The sequence below is a fragment of the Novosphingobium sp. BL-S-34 genome (assembly GCF_056857015.1).
The window spans coordinates 592,727-617,360 of record NZ_CM166472.1 but is presented as its reverse complement, the minus strand read 5'-3'; the positions used below and the strand labels follow the sequence as shown (position 1 = coordinate 617,360).

Below are 24,634 nucleotides of genomic sequence, written 5' to 3'. Positions count from 1 at the left end.
GGGGAAGTGTCGTGGCGCAAAACTAGCAAGCCGCGCGCCAAATTGCACCTCTCGCGCCTTGACGCGGTGCACAACCCTCTCTAGCGGGCAGCCCTTAGCACACATAGTCAGAAACGCCGTAAACGGAGCGACCCACCATGGCCGACGCCGCATATACGCTTGCGCCCAAACCTGAAGGGGCGACAGGCGTTCTCGTCCTGAGCGATGGACACGTGGTCTGGGGCCGCGGCTTTGGAGCCGTCGGCGAAGCAGTCGGCGAAGTCTGCTTCAACACCGCGATGACCGGATATCAGGAAGTGATGACCGACCCGTCCTACGCGGGCCAGATCGTCACTTTCACGTTCCCCCACATCGGCAATGTCGGTGTCAACGACGAGGATCTCGAATCCAGAGTCGATGGCGCCGTGGCCTGCGTCGTCCGCGAAGACGTGACGTTGCCCTCGAACTTCCGCTCTGCCGGTGAGTTCGGCGACTGGCTCGCGCTCAAGGGCAAGGTCGGTCTTTCGGGCGTCGACACCCGCGCGCTCACCCGCCGCATCCGCCTGCAAGGCGCACCCAACGCCGTCGTCGCCCATAACCCGGACGGCGAGTTCGACATTCCCGCGCTCATCCAGCGCGCCCAGGAATGGCCGGGCCTCGAAGGCATGGACCTTGCCAAGATCGTCAGCCGCGAAATTCAGGAGGGCTGGGAAGGCTCGACCTGGGAACTCGGCCAGGGCTTCGGTGCGGCGGAGGGCGACGCTCTCCCGCATGTCGTCGCCATCGACTACGGCGCCAAGGACAACATCTTCCGCAACCTGGTGAAGGCCGGTGCACGCGTTACTGTGGTGCCTGCCGAGACCTCGCTCGACGCGATCCTCGCGCTGGAGCCGGCGGGCGTGTTCCTCTCCAACGGCCCGGGTGACCCGGCGGCGACCGGCGAATATGCCGTTCCCGTGATCCGCTCGCTGCTGGAGCGCGACGTGCCGATCTTCGGCATCTGCCTCGGTCATCAGATGCTCGGCCTTGCGGCTGGCGCAAAGACCTCGAAGATGCACCAGGGCCATCGCGGCGCCAATCACCCGGTGAAGCGCCTGGATGACGCCGTCGTCGAGATCACCTCGATGAACCACGGCTTCGCGGTCGACAACCAGACCCTGCCGGAGAACGTGGAGGAGACGCATGTCTCCCTGTTCGACGGTTCGAACTGCGGTATCTCGATCAAGGGCAAGAAGGCCTTCGGCGTGCAGTATCACCCCGAAGCCAGCCCCGGTCCGCAGGACAGCTTCTACCTCTTCGAAAAGTTCGTGGGGATGCTGGCCTGATGGGATTGGCGGGTCGGGCTCTTCTGGCGGCATCCGTGCCGCACCCCGCATCGGCGATCATTGCCGGTGCGGCCCAGCGAGCTTTCGACCCGGCATGTCCCTTTGCCTATGCAGTCGGGAGCCCGGCCTTGGTGCCGGGAACCCACCAGAGGCAAGGGGCCATACGATGACCGACCTTATCGACCACATGATCGCTTACTATATTGCCGGACAGGCTGCCGAACTCACGGTTGCGCCGCGGTTCTACCCTTACGGTGAACTGCAGCTCATCTTCGAGGACAAGGTCTCGGTGGCCGTTCGCAAGTTCGGCCCCAAAGTGCGCAAGCACGCCAAGGAAGCCGGCAAGGTCTTCATCGACCGGATGCTCGAAACGGGCGCCTGGTCGACCACGGAGGGCGAGTACGGCGGTTCGATGCACCAGTTCCAGGCTGACCGATACCGCGCGGTGATCCGCGAGGAGCAGGACAGCAACCCGATCATTCTTCAAGCCAAAGCCGAAGGCCCGGATTACTGGGACAAGGCGTTTGGCGAGCTGGTGGCCTAGGCCGCCAGTCCGACATACAAGACACACAGGACACCCCAGGACAGCCCATGCCCAAGCGCACAGACATCTCCTCGATCCTCGTCATCGGCGCCGGCCCGATCATCATCGGCCAGGCCTGCGAATTCGACTATTCGGGGACCCAGGCGATCAAGGCGCTCAAGGAAGAGGGCTACCGGGTCGTCCTGGTGAACTCGAACCCGGCGACGATCATGACCGATCCGGACATGGCCGACGCCACTTATGTCGAGCCGATCACCCCGGAAGTGGTCGCCAAGATCATCGAGAAGGAGCGCCCGGATGCGGTGCTCCCGACGATGGGCGGGCAGACCGCGCTGAACTGCGCGCTGGCGCTGTTCAACGACGGCACGCTGGAGAAGTTCGGCGTGCAGATGATCGGCGCGGACGCCGACGCCATCGACAAGGCCGAGGATCGCCAGCGCTTCCGCGACGCGATGGACAAGATCGGGCTGAACTCGGCGCGCTCGGGCGTGGCCCACACTCTGGACGAAGCGTTCGCGGTGCTGGAAACCACCGGCCTGCCTTCGATCATCCGTCCCAGCTTCACGATGGGCGGCACCGGCGGCGGCATTGCCTACAACAAGGCAGAGTTCGAGGCGATCGTCCGCTCGGGCCTCGATGCCTCTCCCACCACCGAAGTGCTGATCGAAGAATCGCTGCTCGGCTGGAAGGAGTATGAGATGGAAGTCGTGCGCGACAAGCACGACAACTGCATCATCATCTGCTCGATCGAGAACGTCGATCCGATGGGCGTCCACACCGGCGACTCGATCACCGTGGCCCCGGCGCTGACGCTGACCGACAAGGAATACCAGATCATGCGCAACGCCTCGATCGAGGTGCTGCGCGAGATCGGCGTCGAGACCGGCGGTTCCAACGTGCAGTTCGCGGTCAACCCGAAGGATGGCCGCCTGATCGTCATCGAGATGAACCCGCGTGTCTCGCGCTCGTCCGCGCTGGCTTCGAAGGCCACCGGCTTCCCGATCGCGCGCGTCGCGGCGAAGCTGGCCGTGGGCTTCACGCTCGACGAGATCATGAACGAGATCACCGGCGCCACGCCGGCCGCGTTCGAGCCGACCATCGACTACGTCGTCACCAAGATCCCGCGCTTCGCTTTCGAGAAGTTCAAGGGCGCCAAGAACGACCTCACCACCGCGATGAAGTCGGTGGGCGAAGTCATGGCGATCGGCCGCAACATCAAGGAATCGATGCAGAAGGCCCTGCGCGGCCTGGAAACCGGTCTCGACGGTTTCAACCGCGTGGTCGAACTGGAAGGCGCCGGGCGGGACGTGATCACCGCCGCACTCTCCAAGGCGACGCCGGACCGTCTGCTGGTGGCGGCCCAGGCCTTCCGCGAAGGCTTCTCGGTCGACGAGATCCACGCCATCGCGCACTACGACAAGTGGTTCCTGCGCCACATCGAAGAGATCGTCGCCGAAGAGGCGCAGATCATGAAGCACGGCCTGCCGATCGATGCGCAGGGCCTGCGCCGCGTCAAGGCCATGGGCTTCTCGGACAAGCGCCTTGCCACGCTCGCCGTGCGCTCGGTCGGCGTGGCCGGCGGCATGGGCGAAACCCAGGCGAAGAGCTCGGGCCTCGTGCACGACGCGCTGCGCGCCATGGCCGGCGCCACCAGCGAGAACGAAGTGCGCAAGCTGCGCCAGAAGCTGGGCGTCCACCCGGTGTTCAAGCGCATCGACTCTTGCGCGGCCGAGTTCGAGGCGGTCACGCCCTACATGTATTCGACCTACGAAGCGCCGATCTTCGGTGAGCCGGAGAACGAGGCGAACCCGTCGGATCGCCGGAAAATCGTAATCCTCGGCGGCGGTCCCAACCGCATCGGCCAGGGCATCGAGTTCGACTACTGCTGCGTCCACGCCTGCTTCGCGCTTGCCGAAGTCGGCTACGAGACCATCATGGTCAACTGCAACCCGGAAACCGTGTCGACCGACTACGACACCTCCGACCGCCTCTACTTCGAGCCGCTGACCGCCGAAGACGTGCTGGAAATCCTGCGCGTAGAGCAGCAGAACGGCGAACTGGTCGGCGTGCTGGTGCAGTTCGGCGGCCAGACCCCGCTGAAGCTGGCCCAGGCGCTTGAGGACGCGGGTATCCCGATCCTCGGCACCTCGCCGGACGCGATCGACCTTGCCGAAGACCGCGAGCGCTTCTCCGCGCTGGTCGACAAGCTGGGCCTGAAGCAGCCGGCCAACGGCATCGCCCGCAGCCGCGATGAAGCGGTGAACGTCGCCAACCGCATCGGCTATCCGGTGCTGATGCGCCCCAGCTACGTGCTCGGCGGCCGCGCGATGGAAATCGTCGACAGCGAGCAGCAGCTTGACGACTACATCACCACGGCCGTGCAGGTTTCGGGCGACAGCCCGGTGCTGATCGACCAGTATCTGCGCGATGCGATCGAATGTGACGTCGACGCGCTTTGCGACGGCGACCAGGTCGTCGTGGCCGGCGTCATGCAGCACATCGAGGAAGCGGGCATCCACTCCGGCGACAGCGCCTGCTCGCTGCCGCCTTACAGCCTGCCGGCCGAGATTATTGCCGAGATGGAGCGTCAGGCCGAAGCGCTGGCCTTCGGCCTCAGCGTGCGCGGCCTTATGAACATCCAGTTCGCGGTGAAGGATGGCGAGGTCTACCTTATCGAAGTGAACCCGCGCGCCTCGCGTACGGTACCCTTCGTTGCCAAGGCACTCGGTCAGCCGGTCGCCAAGATCGCCAGCCGCGTCATGGCGGGCGAAAAGCTGGCCGATTTCCCGCCCTTCAAGCGCGACCTGCCGTACATGGCGGTCAAGGAAGCGGTGTTCCCCTTCGCGCGCTTCCCCGGCGTCGATCCGGTGCTGAGCCCGGAAATGAAGTCGACCGGCGAAGTCATGGGCATCGATGCCGACTTCCCGACCGCGTTCCTCAAGGCCCAGCTCGGCGCCGGCATGCGCCTGCCCGATAGCGGCACGGTGTTCGTCTCGGTGAAGGACAGCGACAAGGCGGTGATCCTGCCTGCGGTACAGTCGCTGGTGAAGGAAGGCTTCCGCATCGTCGCCACGTCGGGCACCCACAAGTACCTGAGCGAAGCCGGTCTGCCGGTGGAACTGGTGAACAAGGTGGCGGAAGGTCGTCCGCACATCGTCGACAAGATCGTCGATGGCGATATCGCGCTGATCTTCAACACCACCGAGGGCTGGCAGAGCCTGAAGGATTCGCAATCGATCCGCGCTTCGGCGCTCACAGGCAAGGTGCCGTACTTCACGACAGCGGCTGCCAGTGTCGCTGCTGCACAGGCAATTTCTGCACAGCGCGGGAGCCAGCTTGAAGTGCGTTCGTTGCAGGATTATTATAGCTGAAATCGATCTAGCCTCCCCACATCGCTGCAGATCGGCCCAGTCCCCGGGAAAACCCTGAGGGACGGGACAGGAAACTAGTCTCACCTGACTGGTTTCGCGGAGCGGGGAGGCAGCAGGAAGGAAGTGTTTGATGGCCAGTATCGAAAAGCTCCCCATGCTCGCGGAAGGGTATGAGAAGCTTACCGCCGAGATCAAGGCGCTGCGCGAAGAGCGCCCCCGGATCGTTGACGCGATCGAGGAAGCGCGCGCGCACGGCGATCTTTCGGAAAATGCCGAATATCATGCCGCCAAGGAGCGTCAGGGCCAGGTCGAAGCGACGATTGCGGATCTGGAAGACAAGATCACGCGCGCCCAGATCGTCGATCCGGCCACGCTTTCGAGCGACAAGATCATCTTCGGCGCGACTGTGACGCTGCTCGATGAAGACGACAAGCCCGTGCGCTACCAGATCGTCGGCCCTTATGAAGCCGATGCCCGCGTCGGTCGCATCAGTTACAACTCGCCGCTGGGCAAGGCTCTGATCGGCCGCAGGGTCGAGGAAGAAGTGGAAGTCACCGTTCCGGCGGGCGACAAGTTCTATCTGGTGCAGAAGATCGAGTTCGTCTGAGCGCCGATCTTCCGTTTTGCAGACAAAAGAAAAGGCCGGCAGAAATGCCGGCCTTTTTCGTTATCCGCGACTTGCGGGTGAAGCCCCCGTGAGGGCTTGCCGCTCGTCAGGCTTCCGGCTGGTCGGGCTGAAGCAGACGGTGCAGGTGCACGATCACATACTTCATTTCCGCATCGTCGACCGTGCGCTGGGCGGACGAACGCCAGGCGTCTTCTGCCGAGGCGTAGTCCGGGTAGACGCCGACCAGATCGAGTTCATTGAGATCGGCGAATTCAAGGCTGCGGGGATCTGTGACCCGGCCGCCCATCACAAGGTGAAGCTTCTGCATGGGACCGCTTTCGTGAGTGGGAAGAGAGATGCGGACCCCATACGTTTTGCCAGGTTACAGGGCAAGAGCGGATCGCACCGGCGATCCGCTCTCATAAATGATACTGCTTCTCAATAACGAAAAGAGGAGGTCAATGCGGTAGGCGCTGAGTCAGTCCGCTAAAGATCTCGGCAATGCGGTGACTGCCGGAAGTGGCGGTTTCGCTGGCCGAATGACTGATTTTGTGCGCCTGGCGGGCGGCCACTTCACCGGCTTCGCTTGCCCGCTTTGCCGACGCGCGCCCAAGGGCACTTGCAGCAGCCAGCGCTGCCATGCCGTATTTTTCAAGTCGCTCGGCGGCAAGTTCGCCGTTCTTCTCGGCGCTGTCGGCTACCAGGCCGGCCTTCTTGCGCGCACTTGCGCTCAGATCGTGTGCCTTCTCGGCAGCTTCCTTGCCCAGCAGGGCAGTGGCAGCGCCGGCCGCTTCGGCCAGGTGCGCTCCGCGCGACAGGACGCCACGGGTCATGCGGCGCGGCAGCAGTGCGCTGACGAGCGCCCCCGCCGCCAATCCGCCTGCCACCACCAGAACCGGATGGCTCTTCACGAACGCCACCACCTTTTCCGAGGGGCGTTGCTCGGCCTTGGCGGCCTTGAGCGCCACGACCTTGCCGGGATTGGAATCGCTGGCTGAGGTTGCGGGGAGGGTAGGGGTGGTCGTTTCAGTCTTGCTCACCGTCGGACTCCTTCGGGTGTCTGCCGGAACCGAACAGTCGATCGATCCCGGCCATGATCGGGTTACGCAGAAGCCAAAGCACCAGGGCAGTGAAGGTTCCGCCAATCGCGACGGGATGCTCTTCAACGACGGTGACCGCCTCGTCGAACATGTCGGCCGCCTGTTCGACAGCCTCGTCGATGATGCGACCGGCCAGACCGCGCACTTCGAAATCGGCCTTGAGCGCGCCGTAACGGGCATCGAACACGGCCTTTGCGGTGTCCCTGGCCGAACGATCGACTTCCAGTTGGCGGGCGAGGGCGCTCATTCCGAACCTTCCTTTTCCTTCAGGATCGCCATCATCCGCTTCACACGGCCCCGCGCGGAAAGCCCCATGAACAGGGCAACCAACAGGATCGCCACCGGCACCGCGACCATGGCCAGCCATGGCCCGATCAGTGTGCCGACGGCGATGACCGCGCCGAGAACGAGGGCCATGAGAGCGAAGAACACGAAGACGGCGGCGCCGACGCCGAGAACGGCGATGGATTTCGTCTCGGCGGCGAGATAGGCGGCCCGCGTTTTCTGGTACGTGACTTCCGCCTGCGCGAACGTTCGCGCTTCGCCCAGCAACAGGCGCACGTCTTCAATCAGGGAAAGGTCCTCGCCCTCCTGAAGGGGAGGGGCGAGGTTGGCTTGGGTGTCCAGCATCGTCGTGCGAACGATAAGCGCTTACTTGCCGCTCTTGAACAGACGAGCGAAGAGATAGCCGGCTGCCACCGCCATGCCGACTGCGGCGACCGGGCTCCTGCGCACGAATTCCTTGGCTTCCTCGCCAAGTTCATCGATCGACTTCTCGTCGAGCTTGGTCGCGGTATCGGCAAGGGACTTGGACGCGGTGCGGGCATAGTCGCCGTACTTCGCGCCTGCCTTCTCGTCGATCAGGCCGGCATTGTCGTCGATCATCTTCGACAGCCCGACGATCGCCTGGCTGGCCTTGGCCTTGCCTTGGTTCGCGAAATCGGCGGCCTTGACCTTGGCGTCGTCGGCAAAGGCGCTGGCCTTGGCCTTGGCATCTTCCGAACGGACCTTGGCTTCGCTCGACAATTCGCCCTTGGTCTGGCTGAACTTCTCATGGCAACCGTCGGCCATGGCCTGAACGCCGGCCTTCGCTTCTTCGACGGCCTTGGTGAAATGGCTCTTGGCGTCGTCAGTGCCGTTTCCGGTGCTCGTGGTGGTCTCGGACATTGCGAATTCCTTCCTTGCTTCCCGTTGCGCCGTATTCATTTCGAGGCCGCTCGGTGTCTTGAGCGATATGCGGCATGAGTAACACAACTTGTCGTCGAAATGGCAACGCAACTTGTCAGGCGTAGTTCCCCTGCTAAGACGCCGGACGAGAGTGCGCCCAAGCGTCTCAGGGGGCGCCTTGCAGGAGGAATATCCCGTTATGACCGCGATTATCGATATCCACGGCCGCGAAATTCTCGACAGCCGCGGCAATCCCACTGTCGAAGTCGATGTTCTTCTCGAAGATGGCAGCTTCGGTCGTGCAGCAGTTCCTTCGGGTGCTTCGACCGGCGCGCACGAGGCCGTCGAACTGCGTGACGGCGATACGTCGCGCTATCTGGGCAAGGGTGTGTTGAAGGCCGTGGACGCGGTCAATGGCGAGATCGCCGAAGAGTTGGTCGGCATGGATGCCGAAGACCAGCGGGATCTCGACCTGTGCATGATCGAGCTTGATGGCACGGAGAACAAGGGCCGCCTCGGCGCCAACTCCATTCTCGGCGTCAGCCTTGCCGTCGCCAAGGCGGCTGCCAATGCGCGCGGCCTGCCGCTCTATTCCTACGTCGGCGGCGTTTCCGCGCATGTCCTGCCGGTGCCGATGATGAACATCATCAACGGCGGCGAACATGCCGATAACCCGATCGATTTCCAGGAATTCATGATCATGCCCGTCGGCGCCGATTCGATCGCCGAAGCGGTGCGCTGGGGTTCGGAAATCTTCCACACCCTGAAGAAGGGCCTGCACGAGAAGGGCCTGGCCACCGCGGTGGGCGACGAAGGCGGTTTCGCGCCGAACCTTGCCAGCACCCGCGATGCGCTGGACTTCATCATGGCCTCGATCGAAAAGGCAGGCTTCAAGGCGGGTTCGGAAATCCAGCTCGCGCTCGACTGCGCCTCGACCGAGTTCTTCAAGAACGGCAAGTACGAGATCAGCGGCGAGGGCCTGAGCCTGACTCCGGTGGCCTTTGCCGATTACCTGGCCGATCTGACCGAAGCCTATCCGATCATCTCGATCGAAGACGGCATGGGTGAGGACGATTTCGAAGGCTGGAAGGCCCTGACCGACAAGATCGGCCACAAGGTCCAGCTGGTTGGCGACGATCTTTTCGTCACCAATCCCAAGCGCCTGACCATGGGCATCGACAAGGGCCTGGCCAACTCGCTCCTGGTGAAGGTCAACCAGATCGGCACGCTGACGGAAACGCTGGAAGCCGTCTCGATCGCGCAGGGCAACGGTTATACCGCCGTCATGTCGCACCGTTCGGGCGAAACCGAGGATGCGACCATCGCCGACCTCGCCGTCGCCACCAACTGCGGCCAGATCAAGACCGGCTCGCTCGCGCGTTCGGACCGGCTCGCCAAGTACAACCAGCTCATCCGTATCGAGGAAGAGCTGGGCAAGGCGGCGCGTTACGCCGGTGCCTCGGCCTTCGGCCGTCTTTCGCGCTGACGGAACGACGAGGCCGGCCCGGCGGGAATATCCGGCCGGGCCAGCCTTGCGGCATGAAAAAGGGCCCGGCCTCCGTATGGGGACCGGGCCCTTTTCGTCGCGGTTCTGCTGCCCGGGAATGCCGGGTCTGGCCGGAGAAAGCCGGGTGGCCGATTTCCGTCAGGAGAAATCGACCACCCGGTCACCGCCGCATATCCCATCCTTGTGCCTGGCTAACCCCCTGTGGGGCGGAACGGGTTGGTTGCAGGCATCTGTTATAAGGCTGCCAGGATCCCGGGGCGGGGATCGTCGAGCAGCACCACGGATCGGGATGCGGAGGCGAAGTACTCGAGCATCGCGGCGTAGCCCCGCGCGCTCAGTTTCACGTAGACCCGACGCGCGTCGCCAGGATCGGCTTCGCGGACGAGAAGGCTCTGTTTTTCGAGAATGGTGATCCAGCGCAGCGCCGTTGTCGAAGGCACGGCCGAGCCGATGCATGCACTGGTGACCGATACGCGCCGGCGTTCCTTGGCGGCGATGAAAAGGTCCAGGAGGATGTCCCAGGCCGGTTCGCCGAAAAGCTCTTCCGACTGGAAGATCTTGCTGCGGCGCCGACGGTCCTCGTAAGTCTGGCGCGCCAGTTCCACCCATACGGGGTGATCCTGGCTGGCCGTCTTGGTCGTCTCCCGCGTTTCGATGGGGATGCCGATGCCCATGATGTCCGTGGCGGCACTTGCTCCGATTTCGAGTTCGCGCGCCATGGCCAGAAGTTCATTGGCGATGCCGATCAGACGAATGGCCTTCGCCCGATTGCGCATCAACTGATCGGTCTTCTCCATAAACCAGTGCCACCAGCGCCTGGCCGCAAGCACATCGCACCACCATCTCCCGATGGAATACGATCGTGTTCGCGGCTGTTACTACAGGTGTTCGCGATGGATTGATTCCAGCAGTGCCAAATTCGGTGGAACTGGTAGAAACGGTAATAGTATTCGCGAACTGGTCCAATGTTAACCACAGCGGGGCAAGTCCGTCTTGCGCAGGCTAGTCCGGTTTGGAGCGAATTTGCTCGGATTTGTGCTGACCGCGCAACGCGTCGATGGCGGCCTGGAGATGGGCCGCAGCCACGAAAGCGCCCAATTCCTCGAGTTTTTCGAGTTTCGAGCCAAGTTCACCGATCAACTGAGTCATATTAGCGTCCCTCTTCACACTCTGGTTCTCCGACAGGCGAGAGTGGCTCTCGACTGGGTCCGAACGCCCCCGGACCAGGGTTTGCGACCCGCACCGCAAAGGGGGCGGAATTTTTTCGACCAATACCTCCGAATACGATCAATATCGGAGAGATTGCCCGTGCAATTACAGAATTTTCATCGCAATGGAACAAGCAGAATGGGAGTGTCCAACTTGTGAACACGTCATGAAATTTAGTTAAAGATGAGGAAGGGGGGTATTTAATCGAGACTATGCGCGTTTTCTGATTATACAGCGTCAAAAAATAAGCGGTTCTACATATGTTGCTGCTAGAGGAATTTTAAGTTACTAAGATTTTGCTTGAAATTATCTTATCGCACGAAGTCGTACTTCACGCTGGCCTGAATGCGGCTGGCGTCACGCGCGCTGCCGTCCTGCCGCTTCAGTCGGCCATAGAGTCCCTCGATACCCACCGAGAAAGAAGCGACCGGCGACCAGATCAGGTTGAGCGCGCCGTAGCGGGATTCGGAAAAGGCATCGTCGGGCAGCAGTCCCCCGTCGCTCACGCCCAGGATGCCGGCGACGATGCTGGTCCGCAGGGCGGTGGACCAGTTGTGGGTATAGGCGCCGTAGCCGCCCGCCTGCTCGATCAGGCGGAGGCTGCCGTCGGTTCGCAGCGCGGCGTCGAGGCCCAGGCCGCCGATATCGTTGACGTAATGCGCGGCGCCTCTGCCCCAGAGCCCCGCTGCGGAAAAGGCATTGGCATCGTCCAGCGACAGCGAGCCGGAGGCGGATAGCGCAAAGCCCATGGCATTGTCCCTGGCCCCGCCGTTATCGGTGCGATAGCCGATGCGGCGCACGGCCCCGCCGAGTTGCAGATGTCCGCTGGCGCCTTCGTAGCGCCCGACAAGGACGACATCGGGCATCGTCTCGGCACTGGTCTGGTCGTCGGCCAGCGAGAGGTCGGTATCGGGTTGCTCCAGAGAAAGCGTGAGGTGAGTGCCTCGTGCCACCTTGAACGACTGGCGAACCGAGGCCTGGCGCACGAAGATCGCGCCGCCGGGGCCCCAGTTGTCGAGCGTGTCGGGCAGCGCATCGGCGTCTACCAGCGCGGAATAGCCGTAGCCGCCGTAAGTGTTGCCCACTTGCCCATAGGCGTGATTGAGGTGGAAGCTGTAATCGGTGCCATCGCCGTAGAAGTCGTTCTCGACGTAGAACCGCAAGTTGCCGAGCGTGGACGGGCGGCGGATCTCAAGGCTGAAGCGCGTGGCGCGGGCGCTGACATCCGCGCGGTTGCGGGCCTTGTTGACGAAGGGGATGGAGGGCACGGAAAACTGGTCCCGGTCCCCCACGAAGCGGGGGTCGTAGATGAGATCGACTTTGGCGAAACCGCCGATACGCACGGCGGTCTCAGTGCCGGGGATCGGGATGAAGCCCTTCAACTCGGGGTCGTTCGGCGGGCTTTCGTTGTCCGGACGGGAGGCACCGGTGATGCGGTCGCCGATGGTTTCGCGGCCGGGCAGGGGGGAAGGCATCACGCCGAGGCTGCTGGCCCCGCTTGCCACTCGCGCGCCTGAAGGAGCGGAGCGCGGTGCTTCGGGTCTCTGCGGCGGGGCCGCGGGCGTCCTGCCCGTTTCAGCGACATGGACGGCACCGGCGCCCTGGTCGGTTGCGGAGGTGGTGGGGGGCGCTTCGGCGATCTGCGCCGCACCGGCGTTTCGATCCTGCTTCATCGCCGCGATCTCGGCCTTCAGCGCATCGACCGTGGCTTTGAGGTCGGCCACTTCGCCGCGCAGCGCAGCAACGTCGCTATCCTGCGCTTTAGCGGGCAGGGCGACGGCCGCCGAGGCTGCCGCGCAGACCAGAGCGAGGCTCCGGCCGGAAGAGTGGGCCATGTATTTCCCCCTTCAGATATGGCGCACGAGCATCCTCGCTTCGGGGCCGTAGCCCTTGATCGGATCGAGCAACCCGTCGCCGAGCAGTTCGAAGCCCTGCTTTTCCCAGAAGCCGTGGGCGTCCCCGACGGCGATCAGCACGACGCGGCTGAGCCCGCGCGCCTTTGCCTCGTCCAGCGCGATCCGCACTGCGCCGCCTGCAAAACCCCGCCCGCGCGTGGAGGCGCCAAGGGCAAGGTCGTGCAGGAAGTAGCAATCGAACGGCTCGGCAAGGCCGGTCATGGGTGTGTCGAGCACCGGCGGGCGGTCCTGCCGCCCGGGATGCGAGACGAGGTAGCCGGCGACTTTGCCGTCATCCCCTTCCAGCACGTGGCAGCCGGAAGGGTAATGCCGGAAGCAGGCGGCGAAGACTTGCGGATTCTCGGGGTAGTCGAGGTGGACCATGTCCGCCACGTCCGCCACGTGGGCCACGTCATCTTCGCGCATTTCCCGCCAGTGCATCGTCTTGTCGTTTCCCTATTGGACGCCGGACGGCGCCATCTGCTGCGCGGCCTCTCCCGCCTCCGCCGGCGCCTGTTCGCGCGAGCGGAGGTCGAGGTCGTCGTGGCGGCCGACCGATAGCCAGAACATCACGACAAGGGCAACGATCGTGACCCCAAGCGCCAGATAGCGCACCCAGATCGGGGCCTTGCCGCCGGGGTGGATGTGCTTCTCGTCCAGATCGCGCTTGCGGGTGATAGAGGCGGAGTAGAACACGATGGTGGCGATCACGAAGATCAGCGACCAGCGCGTCTGCTCGCCGTCCGAACCGACCAGCGCGATCATGCAGTAGATCGCGCCTGCGAGGCCTGCCGCCACGAAAAAGGTGTACTGGCCGTGCGGCATCTTGCCGTAGCCCAGCACCTTTATCGCGATGCACGAATAGATGTAGGGGAGCAGCGTCATGATCACCGCGATCGAGGCGATCTTGCCGAACTGCTCGCTGGCCGTGGGCGACATCGTGGCGAGCACTTGCACGCTCATGATGACGGCCACGATGACGAGGCCGAGCGACGGCACGCCGCGCTTGTTCACCTTGGCGAAGATGCCGGGGAACAGCCCGTCGTCCGCCGCTGCCTTGGCCGATTGGCCGACCAGCAGGGTCCATCCCGCCAGCGATCCGAGGCAGCCCACCGCCGCGCAGAGCGCCACGGTGCTGCCCGCGAAGTCGCCCAATGCCAGGCGCGCGGCGTCGGCAAAGGGCGCGGAAGAGGCGATCAGTTCCTTGTTGGGGATCATGCCCATGATGACCGAGGAGCTGAGCACATAGGCCACCGAGGCCAGCACCACGCCGCCCACGGTCGCGATCGGCACGTTGCGCGATGGGTTTGCGACGACGCCTGCGGAGACCGAGGCGCTCTCCACCCCGATGAAGGCCCAGAGCGTGAACGTCAGCGTGGCCATCACTGCGTTGGGGCTGCTCTGGCCGGAGACGTTCCAGGCGGAGGAGAAGATCTCCGGCTTGAACCAGAACCAGCCGAACAGCGCCATGCCGAAGATCGGCACCAGCGCGAACACCGTGGTGAAGCTCTGCAGCCGTCCCACCACCTTGGGCCCCAGGATGTTGGCATAGGCGAAGAACCAGATGATCGCGATGGAGCCGAAAGCCATCACGATCGGGATCTTCAACGCCGGGAAGAAATGGGAGAGATAGCCCAGACCCGCGACGGCCAGCGCCACGTTGCCCACCACGTTGGCCAGCCAGTAGATCAGGTTGGTCTGGTATCCCATGTAGTCGCCATAGGCCTTGCGGGCAAAGGCATAAGGCCCGCCCGCCGCCGGATCGATGGCGGAAAGCTTGGCGAAGACCAGTGCCAGCGCCACTGCGCCCACCACGGTCAGGAGCCAGCCGATCAGCGCGATCGAGCCGATGGCCGAAAGGTTGGCGGGCAGCATGAACACGCCCGATCCCATCATGTTGCCGGCCACCATCAAGGTGGCGGGAACGAGTCCGATCTTGCCGCTGTCGTCGGCCGCTGCTGTTGCCATTTTTGGTCTCCCCTCAGGACTTCTTGACGACCAGGACGTTGTAGACCCCGTCCTCCACTTCCACCCCGTGGGTATCGTGCCCGAAGCCGGGGAAGCGCAGGTCGTAAAGCTCCAGCGCCCGCAGATATCCGATCAGCGCGCCCTTGGCGGGGCCGGCGTTCTCACCCGGCATCAGCAGCGGGATGCCCGGCGGATAAGGCACGATGCCGGTGGCGAGGGTGCGCCCGGCCAGGCCGTCCAGCGTCACCTTCTCGATATTGCCGCGCACCAGTTCCTCATAGGCGGAAACCGGGCTCATGTCAGGCTTGGGCAGGATGCCGAAGGCTTCGGACATCGTGGCGGTGGTCTTGAGGTCGCCCATCGCCGCGAACATCAGGTCCGCCAGTTCGCGCAGACCCATGCCGGAATAGCGCTCCGGATAGTCGGCGACGAGCGAGGGGATCGTGCGTTCCAGCGAGACGTTGGCGTCGTAGTCCTTGCGGAAGTCCAGCAGGGCGTTGACCAGCGTGCCCCACTTGCCCTTGGTCACGCCCAGCGAGAACAGGAACAGCACGGTGAAGTCCGTGGTCTTCTCCACCACGATCCCTCGCGCGCCAAGGTAGGAGGTGAGGATGCTGGCCGGAATGCCCACCGCGCGCAAGCTGCCGTCCGGATCCATGCCGGGGGTGAGCACCGAGACCTTGATCGGATCGAGCATGCAGTAGCCCGGCTCGATCTCTCCGAAGCCGTGCCATGCGGCATTGGGGACGAGTTGCCAGCAGGTGGGATCGGTGGCGAGATGCTCGGGATCGCATTCGTGGAACGGCACCGTGCGGCCGCGCGCGTCGTGGACTTCGTCGGGCTGCCAGATGTCGAAGAACCAGGCGTTGTCGTCCGCGCTTTCGGCATTGAGGCGGGCGACCATCTGGCGGAAGGCCACTGCCTCGCGGATGGACACATCGGTCAGATGCTCGCCCGAGGAGTCCATCATCGCGGCGGAAACGTCGTTGGACGCGATGATCGGATAGCAGGGCGAGGTGGAGGCGTGCATCATGAACGCCTCGTTGAAGCGCGCATGGTCGATCGGATTGCGCCCGTCGCGCACGTGGATCATCGAGGCTTGCGACAGCGCGGCCAGCAGCTTGTGCGTCGATTGCGTGGCGAAGACGGTGGGCTTGGACTTGTCGCGCGTTTCCGGATCGCCGTGCATGCCGAAGCGTTCGCGGTAGATCGGGTTGAAGCGGGCATAGCCGTACCACGCCTCGTCGAAGTGCAGGCGGTCCACGGTGTCGCCCAGGAGTTCCTCGACGCGAGCGACGTTGTAGCAGAGGCCGTCGTAAGTCGAATTGGTGATGACCGCATGGACCGGCTTGGCGCCTTCGGGCGCCAGCGGATTGTCCGCCACCAGCAGGCGCAGATGCGCAGGCGTCAGATGTTCGGGCGGGATCGGGCCGATGATGCCCAGCGCATTGCGGGTGGGCATCAGGTAGCACGGGATCGCGCCGGAAAGCGTCATCGCGTGCTCGACTGACTTGTGGCAGTTGCGATCGCACAGCGCCACCTGGTCGCGCGTGACCGAGGCCATCAGGATCACGCGGTTCGATGTGGAGGAGCCGTTGGTGACGTAGTAGGTGCGGTCCGCGCCGAAGACGCCCGCCGCATAGCGCTCACCCGCGCCGATCGGGCCGGAGTGGTCGAGCAGGGAGCCCAGATCGCCGACCGAAATCGACAGGTCCGACCGGAACAGGCTTTCCCCGAAGAACTCGAAGAACGCGCGGCCGGCGGGTGAGGTGAGGAAGGCGGTGCCGCCGGTATGGCCGGGGGTGTGCCACGAATATTCGTAAGTCTGCGCGAACTTCACCAGCGCGCCGAACATCGGCGGCAAGACGGTAGAGCGATAGCGCTCGATCGCGGCGCGGATGCGGCCGCCGATGAAGTCCGCCGTGTCCTCCAGCAGCCAGATGAAGTCGTCCGCCTTGGTCATGGCATCGACGGGAATCTGCGATGCCGCGCTACGATTGGCGACGAGGAAGATCGGTACCGCGGCATTGAACCCGCGCATGGCGTCGAGCACGCGGTGTGCATCGACGTGGTCCTCGGTGAAGCCGAGTTCCCAATCGAGCAGCAGGCACTGGATCGAAGGGTCGGTGGCGGCGATGGCAACGGCGTCCTCGACGTCGTCGGACACGATCACCTTGATCTCGCGTCGCTCCAGTTCATCGACGAGCGCGCCAAGAGCGCGTCCTGCGGCGGAAACATCTTCGAAGTCTTCGCGCACCAAAAGCGCGCGCATCGCCAGTCTCAGGCTCGAACGTGATACCATCTGAAAAGCTCCTCAATCGCGTGATCCAGCCGATCCGGTGATGAGTGTGCTGCAACCGGGGACGCAGCATGCTTTATGTTCTTGGCGACCTGTTCGTTGAGTTCGTGCTTCGGAAAAATGTAAAACCAGGAATAATCGCGGATCGAGCGTGCTTTTTGAGTCGTGATCCGAAATATGACGGAATAAACCGACCGTTCTGATCTGGCAGGCGCCAAATCAATGTCGAAAAGCCGGCATCTGTCAGGAAGTGGTGATGACGCGGATACCTCTTTCACATCGCGATTTACCGCGATTCGATTGATCCCGAACACGAGCGAAACATTGATCGAAATAGCTTTTCGTTCAAGGGGAAATATGTAAATTCCTGAGCGTCCCATTTCTGGTGAACCATGATTGCTGGCAGCGATTTTCGAAATGGAATTGTAATTGGCTGGGCCGGCATCTTTGCGATCCTGCTCGCCGGACCCATAACTGCTTTCGCCCAGGCGGGTGGTAAAGAGGCTGTTCAGGACGACGGCGCCGCGGGAACGCTTTCTTTCGATGCCGCGCGCCAGCGGCTGGACCGGGTATCTTCCGCGCTGGGCGCTGCCTCCGACGAATTGAGCGCGGCAGAGTCCACCGCCCATGCCCTCAAGGCGCTGAATCGGCCGGTCGTATCGGGCTCGGTTTCGGTGATCTCCTACCAGAAATCGCTTTCGGTGGACCTGACCGGGCAGAAGGACAGCTTCAGTAATGCCGCGGGCCAGTTCCTCGAAGGGCTGCCCGGCGAATTTCCGCCGGAGTTCTCGGGGATCGTCCAGCAAGTGACGGGACGTGTGAGCGAGGCGCTGCCGGGCCTGCTTTCGCAGCTTCCGGACGAACTGGACTTTCGCGCGCGGCAGACGGTGATCCGGCCCAATGTCACGGCGGTCATGCCGCTTTACTCGGGCGGTGCGATCCCGGCGATCCAGCACGGCGCGGAGGCCGGGGCGGAGCTGGCGCGTGCCAGGCAGGCGGGCGCGCAGGATCTCTCGCAGGTCCGGCTGGTACAGAGCTACTTCGGCCAGCAACTGGCCTCGGCGCTGCTGGCCTCCGCCACGGGCACCCGCGACGCTTTCGACAAGCACCTCGGCAATGCCCAGGCCCTGTTCCGGGAGGGGGTGATCCCCCGGTCCCGCGTGCTGGAAATGCAGGTGGCGCGCGATGCGGCGCAGCGCGCGCTGGAACGCGCGGCGATGGAAGAACACAATGCCTCGGATTCGCTGGCCCGGCTTCTCGATGCGAGCGGCGGCGTTCGGCCGACGACGCCGCTGTTCGTCAACGGCAGCGGCCTGGAGCCGCTCGACGATTTCCTCGCTACCGCTACCGGGCCGGGCCAGCCCCAGATGCGCGCGGCACAAGCGACGCGCCATCTGGCGGATTCGGGCGTGGACCTGGCCAAGTCGCGGATGCGGCCTCAGGCTTTCGCGTTCGGATCGTACAATTTCAACCGCAGCGATGCGATCCCGGTCGACCCGGACTGGATCGTCGGCCTGGGCCTGCGCTTCACCCTGCTGTCCAACATAGACCGGCGCGACACGCTCGATGCAGCGAACGCGCGCCAGAGTGCGGCGGAGAATGCGGCGCGCGACATGCGCAAGACCATCGAGATCGAGACCAGCCGCGCCTATAACCTGGTGGAGACCGCGCGCCGATCGTTCCTGCTGCTGGACAGCAACATGAAGGCCGCCGAAGAGAACCTGCGCGTCCACGAGATCGGCTTCCGCGAGGGGGAGGATACCGCGAGCCAGCTTATCGATGCGCGCAACGCTCTCTCCCTGGCGCAGACCCAGCGCATTGCCTCCGCTTACGAATATGTCGTGTCGCTTTCCGCTCTGCTGGTCGCCAGCAATCGCGGGGACAGCTTCCGCGATTACCTCCTCCGACCGGACAGGATCACCGCCCCATGAGCGAAAGCGACGCGCCATCGATCCTTCCGGCAGGAGAAGCCGACGCGGGACCGGAAGGGCGCGACCGTTTTCGCCTGCTGGTGGCGGGGCTGGTCCTGCTGGCCGCCGTGCTGCTGGCAGGCCTGTGGATCGCGGCACGGCCCGCGCCGGACCAGTTGCAGGGCATGGTCGATGCGGACGAGATCAATGTCGCGACCAAGGCGCTGGCGCGGGTCGACCGGCTCCTGGCGGAAGAGGGCGCCACGGTGACGGCCGGCACCGTGCTCGCGATCCTGTCCAGCCCGGAGATCGACGCGGGAAGGCAGCAGGCGCAAGGCGTGCTCGCCGGGGCGGAAGCCATGCGCGATCTTGCCGACAACGGCGCGCGCAAGGAGGATGTGGAATCGCTGCGCGCCGTCTGGCAGGCGGCGCAGGCCGGGTCCGATCTTGCCGCCGTCACCGCGCGCCGGGCGGACAACCTCTATGCGGAAGGCGTGATCGCCGCGCAGCGCCGGGACGAAGCCCGCGCCGCGCGCGATGCCAGCGCCCGGCAGGCCGAGGCGGCAAGGTTGCAATATGTGAAGGCGCAGTCCGGCGCCCGTGCCGAGGAAAAGGCCGCCGCCCAGGCGCAAGTGCAAGTGGCGAAGGCGGGTGTTTCGATTGCCGATGCGCTGGGCGCGGAAAAGACGCTGATCGCCCCCATCGGCGGCGAAGTGACACGGCGGTTGGCCGAGCCCGGCGAGATCGTCGGTCCGGCAGTGCCGGTGTTCCAGATCATCGACACCGCCCATCCCTGGGTAGCGCTCAACTTGCGGGAAAATCAGTTCAATTCGCTGCAGAAGGGCCAGGAGCTGATGGGCCGCATTCCGGCCCTGGAAAACCGCAAGGCGCGATTCCGCGTCACTTACATCAGCCCGCAGGGCGATTTCGCGACATGGCGGGCGACGCGCCAGTCCTCCGGCTTCGACGTGCGCAGCTTCGAGATCCGCCTGCGTCCGGCCGAAGCGATCAAGGGTCTGCGTCCGGGCATGAGCGTGTTGTTCGACTGGCCGCAATGAGCACGCCCGGTCCCGGCTATCGTGCTGCCCTGCGCCGCGAACTGGCGCATCTGCGCCGCGATCGCTGGGACCTGGGAATGCTCACGCTGTTTCCGGCCCTGGCGATCCTGATCGTGGCGGCCATGCTGATCGCGGGCGTCCCCCGCGCCTTGCCCGTTGCGGTGGTGGACGAGGACAACGGCACGCTCAGTCGCGCCATCGTCCGGGCCGTGAGCGCAAGCCCCGCGGTGACCATTGCCGAGCGACCCGAGACTTTCGCCCTTGCTGAGCGCTCTGCGCGGGCCGGGCGGGTATGGGCCATCCTGCTGATCCCGCGCGGCGTGAGCGAGGGGCTGGAGCGGCAGACCACGCCGGCCATCCAGATCTTCTACAACGCCTCTTTCCTGACCATCGGCGCAAGCGCGGAATCCGGCATCCGCTCGGCCGTCGGCGCGGTCCTGGCTGAGCGCGGGCTCGACGCAGCGCGGGCGAGGGGGTTGCCGGCGATCCGAATTCGACCACCCGTGGTCCAGGCGACCGTCCTGTTCAATCCCCAGACCAGCTTCGAATGGTATCTCCAGGCGCTGATCCAGCCCGCCGTGCTGCACCTTCTTGCCGGCTGCGTCGCCGTGATGGCCATGGGGCGCGAGTTGCAGGGCCGTTCGCTGGCAAAATGGAAAGCGGAGACCGGCGGAGGGCTCCCGGCGCTGCTGGGCAAGCTCACGCCCTATGTCGGGGTGCTCTCGATCTGGGGGCTGGTCTGGATGATCTGGTTGGTGGGCGTTCGCGGCTGGACGATGAACGGCAGCCTGCTGCTGACCCTGGCCGCGCAGGCCCTGCTCATCGCCGGGACGGCGGCGCTCTCCGCCTTGCTGGTGGTTGGCGTGCGCAAGCCCAGCTTCGCCTTTTCCGCGACGGCGCTCTATGCCGGATCGGCGCTGGCCTATTCGGGCGGGACGCTGCCGCTGGGCGGGGGATCCGTCTTCGCGCGGGGCTGGAGCCAGGCGCTGCCTTTCACCCATTACTTGCGCCTGCAGATGGACCAGTTCCTGGGCGCGCCGGTTTTGCTGGCGCTTCCGCAGATCGGCGTGCTGTCGCTCTATCTCGTCGTGCCGCTGGGCCTTTGCCTGCTGCTGCTGCGCAAGCCGGAGCAGGCGGCGTGACATTCGCGCAGGGCTTCGTCTCCGTCTTCCGCGCGGTGCTCTCGACGTTCGCTCTGGCCTCGATCGTGGTTCTCGCGGTGGTTCTATACGGTTTCTACTACCCCGCGCCTTACGCCCACCAGACCGCGCGCCAGCTTCCGGTGGTGGTCGTGGACGAGGAGCGCAGCACGCTGACCCGCGCCTTGGTGCGCAAGCTGTCCGACATGCGGGAAGTCCGCGTGGCGGGAGAGGCGCTTTCGATTCACGAGGCCGAGCAGCGCGTGCGCCGCCGCGAGGCGGACGGGATACTCCTGCTGCCGCGCGGCCTTACCCGCAGCCTGCTGACCGGCGCACCGGGCAGCGCCGGGGGCGGCGGCATCGGCATATGGGTCAACGGCACGTACCTGATCCGCGCGAAGGACATAGGCGGGGCTATCCAGGCCGCGGCGCTGGCCGTGGCTGCCGAGCGCCTTGGACCTCTGGCGCAAGGGCTGCACTTGCGCGCGCCGGTCGCCGTGGTCGAGCGGCCGCTGTTCAACACCCGCGAAGGCTATGCGGACTACGTCTTCCCGGCCGTGGCCGCGATCATCCTCCAGCAGACCCTGCTGTTCGGCACGGCCATGCTTGCAGCGGGCATGGCTGCCGAAATGCGCGAAGGCCGGGTGCCCCCGCTTTCGCCGCAAGGCTTTCTCGGCACCTGGTGCGCGCTGAGCCTGATCGGCTGCCTGGCGGCGCTGTTCTATTTCGGCTGGATATTCTGGTACCAGGACGTTCCGAGAGCGGGCAATCCGGCCGCTCTGCTCATGGCCGTACCGCTCTTCGCCGCGGCCGTTTCTGCCCTGGGCCTGCTGCTCGGCAGCCTGTTCGACAGCGCCGACCGCGCCTTGCAAGTGTTGATCCCCAGCTCGATCATCCTGTTCTTCCTGGCCGGCGCGGCCTGGCCGCTTTCCGCCATGCCCCGCTGGGTGGCGGGGCTGGCCCACCTCTCGCCCGCGACATCCGGTGCGCAAGCCTTCCTGCGCCTCAACGAGATGGGCGCCAGCCTTGGGCAGGTTCTGCCGCAGCTTGCGGGCCTCGTGGTGCTGAGCCTTGTCTACGGCGCCATGGCCGCCTGGCGGCTGACCGGCGCGGCCTGTCGCCGCCGTTCCTGACCGCAGGGACCGACCCGGCCGGACGGCATCAAACCGTCATCAGACCGCCATCCAACCTTCATCTGCCGCGCGTACCCCGCCGAGCCGTAAGGCAATTGATCTCAGGGGAAACGGCAATGAAATTCGGCACTTGCGTGGCAACTCTTCTCGCGGGCACGGCCCTGGCCGGCGTTCCTGCAACCGTTTACGCAGCCGAGGCCGACGTGGCCGCGGGCGAAGACCCCAATGCCATCATCGTCACTTCCCAGAAGATCGAGCAGCGCGCCGTCGATGTTCCCATCACGCTTTCCGTCCAGACCGGAGAGCGCATGCGCGAACTGGGCGTCACGGACATCGGCGAACTGTCGAACTACGTTCCCGGCCTCAATGTGCAGGTGCAGAGCGCCAACAACCCCGGCTTCGTGATCCGCGGCATCACCTCCGACAGCGGCTCGGCCCAGCAGGGGCCGCGCGTCACCCTGTACTACAACGGCATCGACATCTCGCGTTCGCGCGGCGCCTACCAGGGCATCTACGATCTCGACCGCGTCGAAGTCGTGAAGGGTCCGCAGGCGACCCTGTTCGGCACGGCCGCGACCATCGGCGCGATCAGCTTCGTTTCGGCCCAGCCGCAAGCTGGAACCTCGGCATCCCTGACGGGCGCCTACGGCAACCTGAATGCCTACCGCGTCGAAGGCTTCGTCAATGCCGGCAACGACGTCATCGCGGCGCGCATCGCCGGCCAGTGGAAGAAGCGCGACGGCTATATCGAGAACCTCGCGCCCGGCCAGGACGATCTCTATGCGCAGGACCAGCTCGGCCTGCGCGGTTCGCTTCGCTACACGCCCACCACCGACTTTACCGCGGACCTGACGTTCACTTACGACCGCCAGCGCAATTCGGGCACGCCGTTCCTGTCGAAGAACCTCGGCTCGACTTCGGTGAACGGCCTTTACGACGCGGCCTATCTCGGCGGCTCGCCGCTCTCCGGCGAAGTGCTGGGTGCCGACAAGCTCGGGCTGAACCGCGACGTCTATGACGGCAACCTCACCCTGAGCTGGGATTTCTCGGACGGCTGGAACTTCACCACGGTCAACGGCTACCGCCATTTCGATGCGCTGGAAGTCTTCGATGCCGACGGTTCGGCCGCCTGGTATCTCGAATTCGCGGAGCGCGCCAAGGGCTGGCAGGCGAGCCACGAGGGCCGCTTCACGTATAGCGACGACCAGTGGCGCGCCTCGTTCGGCTGGAACTACTTCATCGAGGACAGCTCGCAGTACGTCCCGCTGTCTTCGGAGCTGGGCACCTACCTTCAGTGCAGCGCCAACCTGATCCCGGGCCTGGGCTGCGTCGCTGCCGACAACACCGTCAATGCCGGGCGCGCCACTTCGTTGCTCACCGGCGGCGCCTTCACCGCCGTGCCCTATTCCAGCTGGTACAAGAACGAGGGCCGCAACCAGTCCTGGTCGATGTTCGGCGATGTCACCTGGAAGCCAGCGCCCGCACTGGAACTGACCGCCGGCGCGCGCGTGTTGATCGAGAAGCGCCGTTCGGGCTATTCCGCCAATCAGCCCGACGCCCCGGTCTATGGTCAGCCGCTGCTGCCGCTGGTGGATACCGACGGGCAGACCTTCTACGCCCGCAAGTCCTACGCCGCGATCCTTCCGCGCTTCAACGCGCTCTATCACCTGACCCCCGGCCTCAATCTCTACGCGACCATTTCGGAGGGACGCCGCTCGCCGGTGGTCCAGCTCTCGGCTGCGGCAGGTCCGGTGGCCGACCTGGACCTCATCAAGTCCGAGACGGTCTGGAACTACGAGGCGGGCATCAAGGGCACCGTGGGCATGTTCTCCGGCTCGCTGGGCGTCTATTACGACAAGTACAGCAATTTCCAGGTCTCGGTGCTCGACGCGACGACCGGCGTTGCCCGTACCGAGAGCGCGGGCTCCGCGTCCAACCTGGGCGTCGAGGCTGAACTCGAAGCGCGCTTCACCGACTGGCTGAGCGCCTTCGGCAATGTCGGCTTCATCAGCGGCGGCATCGACGACAAGGCAGCCAACGGCGTCTATGCCGGCGACCAGTTCCGTCTTCAGCCGAAGTGGCAGTGGGCTGCCGGGTTCAACCTCAACCTGCCGGTGACGCAGAGCGTGAACGTGTTCCTGATGCCGAGCGTGACCTACCGCAGCAAGATCTACTTCGAGATCCCCAACAGGGAAGCGATCAGCCAGGGGCCGGTCACGCTGGTGAATCTGCGCGGCGGCGTTTCGTTCATGGACGGCAAGTTCCAGGTCGCCGGCTATGCCCGCAACCTCACGGACAAGAAGTACCTGCTCGATGCGGGCAACACCGGCGGGTCGTTCGGCTACCCGACCTTCATCCCGGCCGAGCCGCGCACGTACGGCATCGAAATCACGGCGCGGTACTGACCGCTTTCCGCGCCGCTG

At 64.7% G+C, this 24,634-nt stretch carries 22 protein-coding genes; 10 read left to right on the top strand and 12 right to left on the bottom strand.

What is annotated here, in order from left to right:
• Positions 1 to 137: 137 nt before the first annotated feature.
• The 4 genes from carA to greA all read left to right on the top strand — a co-directional run bounded on the left by carA (position 138) and on the right by greA (position 5,826).
• The gene (carA, locus tag AC1VV3_RS02870) at positions 138 to 1,304 is read left to right on the top strand and encodes a glutamine-hydrolyzing carbamoyl-phosphate synthase small subunit (RefSeq protein ID WP_431568552.1); all 1,167 of its coding nucleotides are present in this window, start codon (positions 138 to 140) and stop codon (positions 1,302 to 1,304) included.
• Between the two features lie 166 nt (positions 1,305 to 1,470).
• Positions 1,471 to 1,848, top strand: coding sequence for a hypothetical protein (locus tag AC1VV3_RS02865; RefSeq protein ID WP_132262897.1), 378 nt, complete (start codon positions 1,471 to 1,473; stop codon positions 1,846 to 1,848).
• Between the two features lie 47 nt (positions 1,849 to 1,895).
• Positions 1,896 to 5,219: a carbamoyl-phosphate synthase large subunit gene (carB, locus tag AC1VV3_RS02860; RefSeq protein ID WP_431568553.1), complete on the top strand. Its 3,324-nt coding sequence runs from the start codon at positions 1,896 to 1,898 to the stop codon at positions 5,217 to 5,219.
• A gap of 130 nt (positions 5,220 to 5,349) precedes the next feature.
• Positions 5,350 to 5,826, top strand: a complete 477-nt coding sequence (gene greA, locus AC1VV3_RS02855) for a transcription elongation factor GreA (protein ID WP_132262894.1) — start codon at positions 5,350 to 5,352, stop codon at positions 5,824 to 5,826.
• Between the two features lie 106 nt (positions 5,827 to 5,932).
• Here greA and AC1VV3_RS02850 read toward each other — a convergent pair whose 3' ends face one another.
• From AC1VV3_RS02850 to AC1VV3_RS02830, 5 genes are all read right to left on the bottom strand, one after another.
• Complete coding sequence (locus AC1VV3_RS02850; protein ID WP_132262892.1) at positions 5,933 to 6,154, bottom strand: DUF4170 domain-containing protein; 222 nt, start codon at positions 6,152 to 6,154, stop codon at positions 5,933 to 5,935.
• Positions 6,155 to 6,284: 130 nt separating this feature from the next.
• The gene (locus tag AC1VV3_RS02845; RefSeq protein WP_243840836.1) at positions 6,285 to 6,866 is read right to left on the bottom strand and encodes a hypothetical protein; all 582 of its coding nucleotides are present in this window, start codon (positions 6,864 to 6,866) and stop codon (positions 6,285 to 6,287) included.
• Positions 6,853 to 7,173: a hypothetical protein gene (locus AC1VV3_RS02840; protein WP_132262891.1), complete on the bottom strand. Its 321-nt coding sequence runs from the start codon at positions 7,171 to 7,173 to the stop codon at positions 6,853 to 6,855. The genes AC1VV3_RS02845 and AC1VV3_RS02840 overlap by 14 nt, the downstream gene beginning before the upstream one ends.
• Positions 7,170 to 7,556, bottom strand: coding sequence for a phage holin family protein (locus AC1VV3_RS02835; protein ID WP_431568554.1), 387 nt, complete (start codon positions 7,554 to 7,556; stop codon positions 7,170 to 7,172). The genes AC1VV3_RS02840 and AC1VV3_RS02835 overlap by 4 nt, the downstream gene beginning before the upstream one ends.
• 21 nt (positions 7,557 to 7,577) lie before the next feature.
• Entirely contained in the window at positions 7,578 to 8,093 is a 516-nt protein-coding gene (locus AC1VV3_RS02830; protein ID WP_132262887.1) for a hypothetical protein, read from the bottom strand.
• 199 nt (positions 8,094 to 8,292) lie between these two features.
• On the opposite strand from AC1VV3_RS02830, the gene eno reads away from it, so the two are divergent.
• Positions 8,293 to 9,579: a phosphopyruvate hydratase gene (eno, locus tag AC1VV3_RS02825; RefSeq protein WP_132262885.1), complete on the top strand. Its 1,287-nt coding sequence runs from the start codon at positions 8,293 to 8,295 to the stop codon at positions 9,577 to 9,579.
• A 254-nt stretch (positions 9,580 to 9,833) separates the two neighbouring features.
• Here the strand turns inward: eno and AC1VV3_RS02820 are convergent, their stop codons facing one another.
• From AC1VV3_RS02820 to AC1VV3_RS02790, 7 genes are all read right to left on the bottom strand, one after another.
• On the bottom strand, positions 9,834 to 10,397 hold the full coding sequence (locus AC1VV3_RS02820) for a helix-turn-helix domain-containing protein (RefSeq protein WP_132262883.1): 564 nt from the start codon (positions 10,395 to 10,397) through the stop codon (positions 9,834 to 9,836).
• 205 nt (positions 10,398 to 10,602) lie between these two features.
• A complete protein-coding gene (locus tag AC1VV3_RS02815) occupies positions 10,603 to 10,749 on the bottom strand; it encodes a hypothetical protein (protein ID WP_165921328.1) in 147 nt (48 codons plus the stop codon).
• A 371-nt stretch (positions 10,750 to 11,120) separates the two neighbouring features.
• A complete protein-coding gene (locus AC1VV3_RS02810; protein WP_431568555.1) occupies positions 11,121 to 12,644 on the bottom strand; it encodes a DcaP family trimeric outer membrane transporter in 1,524 nt (507 codons plus the stop codon).
• 12 nt (positions 12,645 to 12,656) lie between these two features.
• Positions 12,657 to 13,130 carry a GNAT family N-acetyltransferase gene (locus tag AC1VV3_RS02805; RefSeq protein WP_482961950.1) on the bottom strand — a complete coding sequence of 158 codons (474 nt, stop codon included), beginning with the start codon at positions 13,128 to 13,130 and terminating at the stop codon, positions 12,657 to 12,659.
• Between the two features lie 30 nt (positions 13,131 to 13,160).
• Entirely contained in the window at positions 13,161 to 14,672 is a 1,512-nt protein-coding gene (gene adiC, locus AC1VV3_RS02800) for an arginine/agmatine antiporter (protein WP_431568557.1), read from the bottom strand.
• A gap of 13 nt (positions 14,673 to 14,685) precedes the next feature.
• Complete coding sequence (locus AC1VV3_RS02795; RefSeq protein ID WP_482961949.1) at positions 14,686 to 16,974, bottom strand: Orn/Lys/Arg family decarboxylase; 2,289 nt, start codon at positions 16,972 to 16,974, stop codon at positions 14,686 to 14,688.
• On the bottom strand, positions 16,953 to 17,600 hold the full coding sequence (locus AC1VV3_RS02790) for a hypothetical protein (RefSeq protein ID WP_431568559.1): 648 nt from the start codon (positions 17,598 to 17,600) through the stop codon (positions 16,953 to 16,955). The genes AC1VV3_RS02795 and AC1VV3_RS02790 overlap by 22 nt, the downstream gene beginning before the upstream one ends.
• Here AC1VV3_RS02790 and AC1VV3_RS02785 point away from each other — a divergent pair.
• The 5 genes from AC1VV3_RS02785 (at position 17,574) to AC1VV3_RS02765 (ending at position 24,616) form a co-directional block, all read left to right on the top strand.
• Positions 17,574 to 18,902, top strand: a complete 1,329-nt coding sequence (locus tag AC1VV3_RS02785) for a TolC family protein (protein ID WP_431568560.1) — start codon at positions 17,574 to 17,576, stop codon at positions 18,900 to 18,902. The two genes, AC1VV3_RS02790 and AC1VV3_RS02785, sit on opposite strands and share 27 nt — an antisense overlap.
• Positions 18,899 to 19,939, top strand: coding sequence for an HlyD family secretion protein (locus AC1VV3_RS02780; protein WP_431568561.1), 1,041 nt, complete (start codon positions 18,899 to 18,901; stop codon positions 19,937 to 19,939). Before AC1VV3_RS02785 ends, AC1VV3_RS02780 begins: the two co-directional genes overlap by 4 nt.
• Positions 19,936 to 21,081, top strand: coding sequence for an ABC transporter permease (locus AC1VV3_RS02775; RefSeq protein ID WP_431568562.1), 1,146 nt, complete (start codon positions 19,936 to 19,938; stop codon positions 21,079 to 21,081). The genes AC1VV3_RS02780 and AC1VV3_RS02775 overlap by 4 nt, the downstream gene beginning before the upstream one ends.
• Positions 21,078 to 22,211: an ABC transporter permease gene (locus AC1VV3_RS02770; protein WP_431568563.1), complete on the top strand. Its 1,134-nt coding sequence runs from the start codon at positions 21,078 to 21,080 to the stop codon at positions 22,209 to 22,211. Before AC1VV3_RS02775 ends, AC1VV3_RS02770 begins: the two co-directional genes overlap by 4 nt.
• A 116-nt stretch (positions 22,212 to 22,327) precedes the next feature.
• Entirely contained in the window at positions 22,328 to 24,616 is a 2,289-nt protein-coding gene (locus AC1VV3_RS02765; protein WP_431568564.1) for a TonB-dependent receptor, read from the top strand.
• The last annotated feature ends 18 nt before the right edge of the window (positions 24,617 to 24,634 follow it).